Origin of the sequence: Pseudomonas sp. YeP6b (genome assembly GCF_025642995.1) — a bacterium.
Lineage (GTDB): Bacteria > Pseudomonadota > Gammaproteobacteria > Pseudomonadales > Pseudomonadaceae > Aquipseudomonas.
In genome coordinates, this window is sequence record NZ_CP080090.1 from 3313105 (window position 1) to 3326223 (window position 13119).

Annotated in this window: 7 protein-coding genes; all 7 read left to right on the forward strand. The window is 62.0% G+C overall.

Annotated features, from left to right (window positions below; all coding sequences use genetic code 11):
- The first annotated feature begins 271 nt into the window (after positions 1 to 271).
- The gene (locus tag KZH41_RS14735) at positions 272 to 1705 is read left to right on the forward strand and encodes a serralysin family metalloprotease (RefSeq protein WP_242149255.1); all 1434 of its coding nucleotides are present in this window, start codon (positions 272 to 274) and stop codon (positions 1703 to 1705) included.
- 50 nt (positions 1706 to 1755) lie between these two features.
- Positions 1756 to 2124 (forward strand): protease inhibitor Inh/omp19 family protein, encoded by a 369-nt coding sequence (locus KZH41_RS14740; protein WP_094950581.1) that lies wholly within the window; start codon positions 1756 to 1758, stop codon positions 2122 to 2124.
- Positions 2125 to 2226: 102 nt separating this feature from the next.
- A complete protein-coding gene (locus KZH41_RS14745; RefSeq protein WP_094950580.1) occupies positions 2227 to 3981 on the forward strand; it encodes a type I secretion system permease/ATPase in 1755 nt (584 codons plus the stop codon).
- A complete protein-coding gene (locus tag KZH41_RS14750; RefSeq protein WP_094950579.1) occupies positions 3978 to 5291 on the forward strand; it encodes an HlyD family type I secretion periplasmic adaptor subunit in 1314 nt (437 codons plus the stop codon). Before KZH41_RS14745 ends, KZH41_RS14750 begins: the two co-directional genes overlap by 4 nt.
- 2 nt (positions 5292 to 5293) lie before the next feature.
- The gene (locus tag KZH41_RS14755; RefSeq protein ID WP_094950578.1) at positions 5294 to 6628 is read left to right on the forward strand and encodes a TolC family outer membrane protein; all 1335 of its coding nucleotides are present in this window, start codon (positions 5294 to 5296) and stop codon (positions 6626 to 6628) included.
- A gap of 30 nt (positions 6629 to 6658) precedes the next feature.
- A complete protein-coding gene (locus KZH41_RS14760) occupies positions 6659 to 9616 on the forward strand; it encodes an autotransporter serine protease (RefSeq protein ID WP_263275071.1) in 2958 nt (985 codons plus the stop codon).
- A gap of 166 nt (positions 9617 to 9782) precedes the next feature.
- Positions 9783 to 12890 carry an autotransporter domain-containing protein gene (locus KZH41_RS14765; protein ID WP_263275072.1) on the forward strand — a complete coding sequence of 1036 codons (3108 nt, stop codon included), beginning with the start codon at positions 9783 to 9785 and terminating at the stop codon, positions 12888 to 12890.
- Positions 12891 to 13119 lie beyond the last annotated feature (229 nt).

A 13119-nucleotide genomic window follows, 5' to 3' on the forward strand; every position in this document is an offset into this window, starting at 1 on the left:
TCAATTAGAGCGGCTTTACCTGTATTTAATATTTAAATAACACCCAGTGCGCCGCCGATGGGCAAAAGCAATTGCCCCCAATAAACACTGCCCGGGTCTTCCTTAAGTTGAATCTGTGTCACATTTTCGCTGCGGAAATATGTGTAGACGAAAGATTTCAAGTTGTGTCAGTTTCGATACGCCTTCAAAAGAGGTGAGTGATGGGACGATCTCGTCCGCGAGGTTCCTATCGACCAAAGACTGATGCACTTGCAAACAAGGAAGTACGTTTATGTCAAAAGTAAAAGACAAAGCTATCGTGTCTGCCGCGCAAGCCAGCACTGCTTACTCGCAAATCGATAGTTTTAGCCATCAGTATGACCGTGGCGGCAACCTCACGGTGAATGGCAAACCCTCCTTTACCGTGGACCAGGCAGCGGACCACCTGCTGCGCGATGGCGCCGCTTACAAGGACGTGAACCACAACGGCAAGATTGATCTGACCTACACCTTCCTCACCTCGGCCAGCTCGGCGACCATGAACAAACATGGCATCTCCGGGTTCAGCCAGTTCAACACCCAGCAGAAAGCACAGGCCGTATTGGCCATGCAATCCTGGGCGGATGTCGCCAACGTGAGCTTTACCGAAAGCGCCTCGGGCGGTGACACACACATGACCTTCGGCAACTACAGCGGCGGCCAGGCCGGCGCTGCAGCCTTCGCTTACCTGCCCGGCACCGGCGCAGGCTACGACGGCACGTCGTGGTACCTGACCAACAGCAGCTACACGCCGAACAAGGCCCCGGACCTGAACAACTATGGCCGGCAGACCCTGACCCACGAAATCGGCCATACCCTGGGCCTGGCGCACCCTGGCGACTACAACGCCGGGACCGGCAACCCGACCTACAAAAACGCGGACTATGGACAGGACACGCGCGGCTACAGCGTCATGAGTTACTGGAGCGAGAGCAATACCAACCAGAACTTCACCAAAGGCGGCGTCGAAGCTTACGCCTCAGGCCCGCTGATCGACGACATCGCCGCGATCCAGAAGCTCTACGGTGCCAACTACAACACCCGCGCCGGTGACACCACTTACGGGTTCAACTCCAACACCGGGCGTGATTTCTACAGCGCCACATCCAATGCCGACAAGCTGGTGTTCTCGGTATGGGACGGTGGCGGCAACGACACCCTGGACTTCTCCGGTTTTACCCAGAACCAGAAGATCAACCTCAATGAGGCCTCGTTCTCCGACGTTGGCGGCCTGGTGGGCAACGTGTCCATCGCCAAGGGCGTCACCGTCGAGAACGCGTTCGGTGGTTCGGGCAACGACCTGATCATTGGTAACAACGCAGCCAACCTCATCAAAGGCGGTGCCGGCAACGACATCATCTACGGCGGTGGCGGTGCGGACCAACTGTGGGGCGGCGCCGGCAATGACACCTTCGTGTTCGGTGCCAGCTCCGACTCCAAGCCTGGTGCTGCCGACAAGATCTTTGACTTCACCTCGGGTTCGGACAAGATCGACCTGTCCGGCATCACCAAAGGTGCAGGCTTGACCTTCGTCAACGCGTTCACCGGCCACGCCGGCGACGCTGTGCTGAGCTATGCCTCGGGTACTAACCTGGGCACCTTGGCCGTGGACTTCTCCGGGCACGGCGTGGCGGATTTCCTCGTCACCACCGTTGGCCAGGCAGTTGCCAGCGACATCGTAGCGTGATGTAAAAAGCGCGCGGCGCTCCGGCGCCGCGCTCTAGGATGGAGCAGAAAATGCCGCGTTTTTCTCATTTGATCGCCTGTGCTTCGCAGGTGTTGTTCGTGTCGGCAGGAGCCCATGCAATGGCTAGCAGTCTTGTTTTACCCACCACCGCCCAGTTGGCCGGCCACTGGCAGTTGCACCAGCAGGATCAGGTGTGCGCGCTGGACCTGTTGGACCAGCCGAACGCGCTGGCCGGTGATGTCGTCTGCGCTGAACAATGGCTGGGGGATAAACCCCTGACTTGGTTGCCGACCCCGGACGGCATCTGGCTGATGAATGCCCAAGGCACCGGCATTATCCATTTAAATCGTGAAAAAGACGGTGAATATAAAGGCCACACGGCGTCGATACCGGAAGTTGTGCTGCAACGAACACCTTAATTAAAAGTTATAAGCATATAACTCGATTTTAATAGTTGGCCGCCCTTGTCCAGGGTTCGGGCAACTGTTGTGCGTAATTTGCTTCAGGGAAGATCAGAAGATATGGCGAAGTCCCATGCGGTTGCGCCCTTATTCAGGGCGTTGGGTGAATACAAGAGTATTTTGATCAGTATCGGCTTTTTCACCGCATTGATTAACCTGTTGATGCTGGTGCCGTCGATTTACATGCTGCAAGTGTATGACCGTGTGTTGTCCTCCCAGAATGAAACCACCCTGGTGATGTTGACGCTGATGGTCGTGGGCTTCTTCGCGTTTATCGGCACGCTGGAAGTCATTCGCAGTTTTATCGTGATCCGCATCGGCAGCCAGCTGGAGCGGCGTTTCAACTTGCGCGTCTACAAAGCCGCGTTTGAACGCAACCTGCAACGTGGCCAGGGGCACGCCGGGCAATCGCTGGGCGACCTCACCGCGATCCGCCAATTCATCACGGGACCTGCGCTGTTCGCGTTTTTTGATGCGCCGTGGTTTCCCATCTACCTGTTTGTGATTTTTCTTTTCAACGTGTGGCTCGGCGTGCTGGCCACGGCGGGTGCGGTGCTGCTGATCGCGCTGGCCTGCCTGAATGAATACCTGACCAAAAAGCCGTTGGGCGAGGCGAGCGGGTTTTCCCAGCAGTCGACCCAGTTGGCCACCAGCCATCTGCACAACGCCGAGACGATCCAGGCCATGGGCATGCTCGGCGCGTTGCGCAAGCGCTGGTTCGTGGTGCACTCGCAATTTCTCGGCTATCAGAACAAGGCCAGCGACACCGGCTCGGTGATCACCTCGCTGAGCAAATCCTTGCGCCTGTGCCTGCAATCGTTGGTGCTGGGCCTGGGTGCCTTCCTGGTGATCAAGGGCGAAATGACCGCCGGGATGATGATCGCCGGCTCCATCCTCATGGGCCGCGTGCTCAGCCCCATCGACCAGTTGATTGCGGTGTGGAAGCAGTGGAGTTCGGCCAAGTTGGCGTACCAGCGGCTCGACGAATTGCTGCGTGAATTCCCGCCGGAAGTCGAACACATGGCGCTGCCTGCGCCCAAGGGCCAGGTCAGTTTCGAACAGGTCAGCGCGGGCCCACCCGGGCGGCGCATGGCGACCTTGCATCAGGTCAGCTTCAGCCTCGGCGCGGGCGAAGTGCTTGGCGTGCTCGGCGCGTCGGGCTCGGGTAAATCCACTCTGGCCCGCGTGCTGGTAGGCGTGTGGCCAACCCTGGCCGGCACCGTGCGCCTGGACGGTGCGGACATTCACCGCTGGGACCGTGATGACCTCGGCCCGCATATCGGCTACTTGCCCCAGGACATCGAACTGTTCAGCGGCAGCATCGCCGACAACATTGCGCGGTTTCGCGACGCCGACCCGCAGCTTGTGGTGCAAGCGGCGCAACAGGCCGGTGTGCATGAACTGATCCTGCGCCTGCCGCAAGGCTACGACACTGTGCTGGGCGACAACGGCGGCGGCCTGTCCGGTGGCCAGAAGCAACGCGTGGCCCTGGCTCGCGCGCTGTACGGCGGCCCGCGCTTGATTGTGCTGGATGAGCCCAACTCCAACCTCGACACCGTCGGCGAAGCCGCATTGGCCAGCGCCATCGTGCAGATGAAAGCCCAGGGCAGCAGCGTGGTGCTGGTGACCCACCGTTCCTCGGCACTGGCCCAGGCCGACAAGTTGCTGGTGCTCAGCGAAGGCCACTTGCAGGCCTTCGGCCCAAGCCAAGAAGTGCTGCGCGCGTTGTCGGGCCAGCAGCAGGAAGCACCACGAGAAAAGGCCGGTGTGAGCCTTAGCCGTCAGTACCAAGCCGGAAGGAATCCAGGCGCATGAGCAGCCTTACTGTTGAGCCTCGTTTTGAACAACGCGACGCCGGTTTTTTCGTAAAAATGGGTTGGCTGCTGACCATTGTCGGCGCCGGCGGCTTCTTTCTCTGGGCCAGCCTGGCCCCGTTGGACCAAGGCATCCCGGTGCAGGGCACGGTGGTGGTGTCGGGCAAGCGCAAGGCCGTGCAAACCTTCAGCCCCGGCGTGGTCAGCCGGATCCTGGTGAAGGAGGGCGAGTGGGTCAAACAGGGCCAGCCGCTGTTTCGCCTCGACCAGACCCAGAACCAGGCCGATGTGCAATCGTTGCAAGCCCAGTACCGCATGGCCTGGGCCAGCGTGGCGCGCTGGCAGAGCGAGCGCGACAACCATTCCAGCATCACCTTTCCGGCCGAACTGAGCGCCAACCCCGAGCCGGCCCTGGCCCTGGTACTTGAAGGCCAGCGCCAACTGTTCAGCAGCCGCCGCGAGGCGTTTTCCCGTGAACAAGCCGGGATTCGCGCGAATATCGACGGCGCCACGTCGCAACTCAATGGCATGCGCCGCGCCCGCAGTGACTTGGCCGCCCAGGCCCAATCCCTGCGCGATCAGCTGGCCAACCTGCAGCCCTTGGCCGACAACGGCTATATCCCGCGCAATCGCTTGCTCGATTACCAGCGCCAACTGTCCCAGGTGCAACAGGACCTGGCGCAGAACGCCGGTGAAAGCGGCCGCGTGGAGCAGGGCATCCTTGAATCACGCCTCAAGCTGCAGCAGCACAGCGAGGAGTATCAGAAGGAAGTGCGCAGCCAACTGGCCGACGCGCAACTGCGTAGTTTGACCCTGGAGCAGCAACTGACTTCGGCCGGTTTCGACCTGCAGCACAGTGAAATCAACGCGCCGGCCGATGGCATTGCGGTCAACCTCAGCGTGCACACCGAAGGCGCCGTGGTGCGTGCGGGTGAAACCCTGCTGGAAATCGTGCCCCAGGGCACGCGCCTGGAAGTCGAAGGGCATTTGCCCGTGCACCTGGTGGACAAGGTCGGCACGCACCTGCCGGTGGATATCCTCTTCACCGCCTTCAACCAGAGCCGCACGCCGCGTGTACCAGGCGAGGTCAGCCTGATTTCCGCTGACCAGATGCTCGATGAAAAAACCGGCCAGCCGTACTACGTGCTGCGCACCACGGTCAGCGAGGCCGCACTGGAAAAACTCCACGGCCTGGTGATCAAGCCGGGCATGCCCGCCGAGATGTTCGTGCGCACCGGCGAGCGCTCGTTGCTCAATTACCTGTTCAAGCCGCTGCTCGATCGCGCCGGCTCCGCGTTGACTGAGGAATGAGCATGAAACCTGTGTTCATTTCACTGATGTTGATTTGCGGCTCTGCCCAAGCCGCCATGGGCCCGTTTGATGTGTATGAGCAAGCCTTGCGCAACGATCCGGTGTTTCTCGGCGCGATCAAAGAGCGCGACGCCGGCCTCGAAAACCGCACCATCGGCCGCGCCGGGCTCTTGCCCAGGCTGTCGTACAACTACAACAAAGGCCGCAACAACTCCGAGGCGCATTTGCCGGACGGGCGCGGCGGTACGTACCGCGATGACCGCAACTACAACAGCTACGGCTCGACTTTCAGCCTGCAACAGCCGTTGTTCGACTACGAAGCCTATGCCAACTACCGCAAGGGCGTGGCCCAGTCGCTGTTTGCCGATGAAAGCTTTCGCGACAAGAGCCAGGCGTTGCTGGTGCGAGTGCTGAGCTATTACACCCAGGCGTTGTTCGCCCAGGACCAGATCGACATCGCCCGCGCGAAAAAGAAGGCCTTCGAGCAACAGTTCCAGCAAAACCAGCACCTGTTCCAGCAGGGCGAGGGCACGCGCACCGATATTCTCGAAGCCGAATCGCGGTATGAACTGGCCACCGCCGAAGAGATCCAGGCGCTGGATGAGCAGGATGCGTCCTTGCGCGAACTGGGCGCGTTGATCGGTGTGCAGAGCGTCAACATCCAAGACCTGGCGCCGCTGAACCAAAGCTTCTCGGCCTTCACCCTGACCCCGGCCAACTACGACACCTGGCATGAACTGGCGATCAGCAATAACCCCACGCTCGCCTCCCAGCGTCAGGCCGTGGAAGTGGCGCGTTATGAAGTGGAACGCAACCGCGCCGGCCACCTGCCGAAGATCACCGCGTATGCCAGCGCGCGTCAGCAGGAGTCCGACAGCGGCAACACCTACAACCAGCGCTATGACACCAACACCATTGGCATTGAAGTCAGCATGCCGTTGTATGCCGGTGGCGGCATCTCGGCGTCCACCCGCCAGGCCAGCCGCGGCATGGAACAGGCCGAGTACGAGCTGGAAGGCAAGACCCGCGAAACCCTGATCGAGCTGCGCCGCCAATTCAGTGCGTGCCTGTCGGGGGTGAGCAAGTTGCGTGCGTATCAAAAAGCCCTGACCTCGGCCGAGGCGCTGGTGGTGTCGACCAAGCAAAGCATCCTCGGTGGCGAGCGGGTCAACCTCGATGCGCTGAACGCCGAGCAGCAGCTTTACAGCACCCGCCGCGACCTGGCCCAGGCGCGGTACGACTATTTGATGGCCTGGACCAAATTGCACTACTACGCGGGCAACTTGCGCGACACCGACCTAGCGAAAGTCGATGAGGCCTTCGGCCCGGTGAAATGAGCACGTATAAAAACAATAAGGAGGGTTTAGATGATCACCGACTCATCCCGCTTCAAACCGTTTACCGCAGGCTCCTTGCTGCTGTTGTCCGTTGCGGCACAGGCGCAATACACCGAGACCGGTTTACCGGGTAACCCCGCCAGCTGGCGGTCCACTGAGTTTCAGAGCGACTGGGGCCTGGGTCGCATGAAGGCCGATGAGGCCTACGCCGCCGGGATCAGCGGCAGCGGGGTGAAAATCGGCGCGCTGGATTCCGGGTTCGATGCTGATCACCCGGAAGCCGCCAAAGACCGCTTCCACCCAGTCACGGCCACTGGCACTTACGTCAATGGCAGCCCGTTCAGCACCACGGGTGCGCTTAACCCCAACAACGATTCCCACGGCACCCACGTCACCGGCACCATGGGCGCGGCGCGCGACGGCGTGGGCATGCACGGCGTGGCCTACAACGCGCAACTCTACGTGGGCAACACCAACGCCAATGACAGCTTCTTGTTCGGCCCAACCCCGGACCCCAAATACTTCAAGGCGGTGTACACCGCGCTGGTGGATTCCGGCGTGCGCGCCATCAACAACAGCTGGGGCAGCCAGCCTTCGGATGTCAGCTACCAGACCCTCGGCGGCCTGCATGCCGCCTACGCCCAGCATTACAACCAGGGCACCTGGCTGGACGCAGCGGCGGACGTGGCCAAGGCCGGCGTGATCAATGTGTTCAGCGCCGGCAACAGCGGCTACGCGAATGCCAGCGTGCGTTCGGCGCTGCCGTATTTCCAGCCGGAACTGGAAGGCCACTGGCTGGCCGTGTCGGGCCTGGACAAGGCGAATAACCAGAAATACAACAAGTGCGGCATTGCCAAGTACTGGTGTATTTCCACGCCCGGCGCGCTGATCAACAGCACGGTTCCTGGTGGCGGCTATGGCGTGAAGTCCGGCACTTCGATGTCGGCACCCCACGCCACGGGCGCCTTGGCGCTGGTGATGGAACGCTACCCGTACATGAACAACGAGCAGGCGTTGCAGGTGCTGTTGACCACCGCCACGCAACTCGACGGTTCGATCACCCAGGCCCCCAACACCACTGTGGGCTGGGGCGTGCCGGACCTCGGCCGGGCGATGCACGGGCCGGGGCAATTACTCGGCCCGATGAACGTCAGCCTGGCGGCCGGGCAGGGCGATGTGTGGAGCAATGGCATCTCCGACCAGGCGTTGCTCCAGCGCCAGGCCGAAGACCGCGCCGAGCACACGGCCTGGCAGCAAACCCTGATCGACAAGGGCTGGCAAAACGGCGTGGGCGCGACTGCCAGCCAACAGGACCAGACCGACTACGCGGTCGGCAGCGCCCGTGACCAAGCCGCCGCGAACCGCGTGTATGAAGGCAGCCTGATCAAATCCGGCGCCGGCAGTTTGCTGCTCAGCGGCGACAGCACCTACCGCGGCGCGACCAGCGTAAATGGCGGCCTGCTGGCGGTGAACGGCTCGCTGACCTCGGCGGTGACCGTGAACGACAGCGGCACCCTCGGCGGTTCCGGGCGTATCGGCGCCTTGTCGGTGAACAGCGGCGGCACCGTGGCACCGGGCAATTCCGTGGGTACCTTGAACGTGGCAGGCGATGTGAACCTGGGCGCGGGTTCCACCTATGCCGTGGAACTGACGCCCACCAGCAGCGACCGTATTGTCGCCGGTGGCAAAGCCGTACTGGGCGGCGGCACCGTCACCCTGGCGTTGGAAAACAGCCCTACGTTGCTGAGCCAGAGCCAGGCGCAAAGCCTGATCGGCCGCCAGTACACCATCCTCCAAGCGGCGGGTGGTATCCAGGGCCAGTTTGGTCAGGTGTTGCCCAACTACCTGTTCCTCGGCGGCACCCTCGACTATGCGGCCAACGGCGTGCAACTGGACGTGGGGCGCAACGATGCGACCTTTGCCAGCGTCGCCGCCAACCGTAACCAGCGCGCTGTCGGCGCCGCTGCCGAGCAACTGGGCGCGGGCAACCCGGTGTATGAAAGCCTGTTGCAGTCCGATTCCGTTGCCACCGCTCGGCAAGGCTTGCAGCAGTTGTCCGGCGAAATTTACCCGGCGATTGGCGCGATGCTGATCAACGACAGCCTGCAACTGCGCGATGCAGTCGGCGAGCGCTTGCGCCATGTGCCAGCGAACGGCGAAAGCAACCTGTGGCTCAAGGCGCTTGGGGCCTGGGGCAAGAGCGACAGCCGTAGCGAAACGGCAGGCTCGACCACGTCTATCGGCGGCCTGTTGGCTGGCGTTGATGGCGCGCTGGACGAGCAGACCCGCGTGGGTGTGGTCGCCGGTTACAGCGACAGCTCGTTGAACCTGGGCAGCGGCACGCATTCCTCGGCGTCCATCGACAGCTACCACTTCGGCGCGTATGCCGGGCGCGAGCTGGGCGACTGGCGCGTGAGCGTCGGTGGTGCTTACAGCTGGCATCGCGGCGATGTGAAACGTGACCTGCAATACGGTGAAGTCAGCGGCAAGCAAAAGACCAAGCTGGACGCACGCACGGCCCAGCTGTTCACTGAGGCGGCGTACCGCATTCACCTGCAACCGCTGGCGCTGGAGCCGTTCGCCAACCTTTCGTATGTGCACCTGGACAGTGATTCATTCCACGAAAAAGGCGACGCCGCTGCGCTGGAGCGTGGCCGTGATCGGCGCGATGCGGTGCTCAGCACCCTCGGTGCGCGCGCATTGAAAACCCTGCCATTGAATGACCATCAGCAGCTGGAACTGTCCGGCTCGCTGGGCTGGCAGCACAGCCTTACCGCGGTTGAATCGGAAGAACATTTGGCGTTTGTCGCTGGCGGGCCTTCATTTGCCGTGCGCAGTTCGCCGTTACTGCGTGATGCGGCGTTGGTTGGGGTGCAGGCCAGCTTGGCGCTGAGCAAGGCCACGCGGGTCAACCTCGATTACCACGGGCAGTTGGGTGGGCGCGAGACAACCCAAGGCGTGGGGTTGAGCCTGAACTGGCAGTTCTGAGTTCAAGACGATGATCGCTCCCACGCTCCGCGTGGGAATGCCTTATGTGACGCTCTGCGTCACGCTTTGGACGCAGAGCGCCCTGGGCTGCATTCCCACGCGGAGCATGGGAACGATCGGGTTGGATTTCCAAAAAAGTGCAATAAGAAAACTAAGGAAGGTCACCGTGAAAAAACGTACGTCAGGGTTAATCACCGCCACTCACACCGGCCCGGGCTACCCGCTCAAGGCTTTGAGCTGCGTGCCATACGGTGCGTTGCTGTGCTGCCTGGCAAGCTTGGGTACCGCCCAGGCCGCACCCTATGTGGAAACCGGCAAGTTGGGCGACGCTGCCAGTTGGCGCAGCAATGAGTTCAAGGCCGACTGGGGCCTGGGCGCGGTGCATGCAGACGCGGCCTATGCCGCCGGCTACACCGGCAAGGGCGTCAAACTGGGGATCTTCGACCAACCGGTGTACGCCCAGCACCCGGAATTCAACAGCCCCGGCAAGGTGGTGACGGTTGTCACCGAGGGCATTCGCCAATACACCGACCCGTATATTCCGGTAAAGGCCGGCGATGCGTTCCGCTACGACGGCACGCCGTCCAAGGACTCCAACGGCAAGCTGGGTAACCACGGCACCCACGTCGGCGGGATTGCCGCCGGTAACCGCGATGGCGGGCCGATGCATGGCGTAGCGTTCAATGCGCAAATCATCACGGCGGAAAACGGCGACCCGGGCCCGGAAGACGGGATCATCCTGGGCAACGACGGCGCGGTGTACAAAGCCGGTTGGGACGGGCTGGTGGCCAGCGGCGCACGGATTATCAACAACAGTTGGGGCATCGGCATCGGTGACCAGTACGCCAAGGGCGGCCGCGATCCGGCGTTTCCCAACTTCACGGTCAATGAAGCGCAGGCGCAGTTCAATAATATCCGGCCGATCCTCGGCACGATTGCCGGTGGCGCTTACCAGGGCGCAATCGACGCGGCTCGCAGCGGCGTGCTGACCATCTTTGCCGCCGGTAACGACTACAACCGCAACAACCCGGATGCGATATCGGGCCTTGCGTACTTTGTGCCGGAGATCGCGCCGAACTGGCTGTCGGTCGCGGCCTTGCAGCAAAACCCGGACACCGCTAGCGCCGATCCGTATGTGATCAGCACCTTCTCGACGCGTTGCGGTTATGCGGCCAGTTTCTGCGTGTCGGCGCCCGGCACCAAGATCTACAGCTCGATCATCAACGGCACCGATCTTTCAAACCTCACCACCGACTGGGCCAACAAAAATGGCACCTCCATGGCCGCGCCGCATGTGGCAGGCGCTGCGGCGGTGCTGATGGAACGCTTCCCGTACATGAGCGGCGAGCAGGTCTCCACCGTGCTGAAAACCACCGCCACCGACCTCGGCGCGCCGGGCATCGACTCGCTGTACGGTTGGGGCATGATCAACCTGGGCAAGGCGGTCAACGGCCCGGGCATGTTCATCACCGCCGAGGATATTCCGGCCGAGTTCCGCATCGACGGCGCGTATGGCAGTGGGCAATTCGTTGCGGATTTGCCAGGGATTGGCGCTGTGGTGGATGCCGGCAAACCGACCCAGCGCCTGTGCACCGACGTGCACTGCGGGCTGGACGTGTGGAGCAATAACATCGCCGGCCATGGCGGCCTGACCAAGCAGGGCATCGGCGCGCTGGTGCTCACCGGCAACAACACCTACAGCGGCCCGACCCTGGTCAATCAAGGCTTGCTGGCGATCAATGGCTCGGTCACCTCCGACGTGACGGTCAGCCAGCGCGGCGTACTCGGTGGCTCGGGGCGTATCGGCTCGCTGACTGCCAAAAGCGGCGGCACCGTGGCGCCGGGTAATTCCATCGGCACGCTGAACGTGGCGGGCAATGTGACCTTCGACGCCGGCTCGACCTACGCGGTGCAATTGTCGCCGACCAGCAGCGACCGCATCGTTGCCGGTGGCACGGCCACGCTCAACGGCGGCACCGTGACCCTGGCCCTGGAAAACAGCCCGACGCTGCTGACCAACGCGCAGGCCCAGAGCCTGGTGGGTCGCCAGTACAACATCCTGCAAGCCGCTGGCGGCATTACCGGTAGTTTTGGTGCGGTACTGCCCAATTACCTGTTCATTGGTGGCACGTTGAACTACGCGGCCAACGGTGTGCAGTTGGACGTGGCGCGTACCAACAGCTTCGCCAGTGTGGCGGCTACGCCGAACCAGCGCGCGGTCGCGGCGGCTGCCGAGCAGTTGGGCGCGGGCAATGCGGTGTACGAAAGCCTGCTGCTGGCGCCGAATGCGGCCTCGGCACAAGGCGCGTTCAAGCAACTGTCGGGTGAAGTTTACCCGGCGTTGCAGAGCGCATTGGTCAACGACAGCCGTTACGTGCGTGAAGCAGTGGGCGAGCGCCTGCGCAATGATGAGATGGGCGCAAGCAGCCAGACTGTCGACAGCCGTGGCAACGTATGGGTCAAGGCGCTGGGCGCGTGGGGCAAGACCGACAGCCGCAGCGACACAGCGGGCTACACCACATCACTGGGCGGCATGCTCGCCGGGGTTGATGGCGCGTTGGACGAAGCGACCCGTATCGGTTTAGTCGCCGGTTACAGCGACACCTCGTTGAACATGGGCGACGGCAGCCATAGCCGTGCTTCGGTGGACAGTTACCACTTCGGCGCGTACGCCGGGCATGAGATCGGCGCCTGGCGCTTGAGCGGCGGCGCGACCTACAGCTGGCACCGTGCAGATGTGAAGCGCGACCTGCAATACGGTGAAGTGGCCGGCAAGCAAAAAGTCAAAGTGGATGCGAGCAGCACCCAGGTGTTCGGTGAGGCGGCGTACCGCGTCAACCTGCAACCGCTGGCCCTGGAGCCGTTTGCCAACTTGGCGTACGTGCATCTCAATACCGATGGTTTTACCGAGAAGGGTGATGCTGCAGCGTTGAAAGGTCATGACGACACGCGCGATGTGGTGTTGAGCACCCTGGGTGTGCGCGCGTTGAAGACCTTCAATGTGAATGATCACCAGCAGTTGGAAGTGTCTGGCACCTTGGGTTGGCAGCACAATTTGAGCAGCACCGATTCGCAGCAGCACCTGGCGTTTGCCTCGGGTGGGCCTTCGTTTGCGGTGGAAAGTGCACCGATGGTGCGTGATGCGGCGCTGGTAGGCGCGCGCGTGAGCCTGGCGTTGAGCAAGGATGCGCGGTTGAACTTTGATTACAACGGGCTGCTGGCCAGTAAGGAGAAAGTGCACGGGGTGGGGTTGAGCCTGGACTGGGCGTTCTAAACAAGCACGACCTGCTGAATGTGGGGCCGGGTTTTATGTGGGGCGGGCTTGCTCGCGAAAGCGGTGTGTTAGTTGATGGATTCATTGGCTGGTTCACCGCATTCGCGAGCAAGCCCGCTTCCACAATTGGATTGAGAGGTAACAGGGAGATTTTCGTTGGCCTGGAGGCCGTCATTGCAGGCAAGCCCGCAGTTAAAAGGTGTTTTCGCTTTCTCTACAAATCCAACAA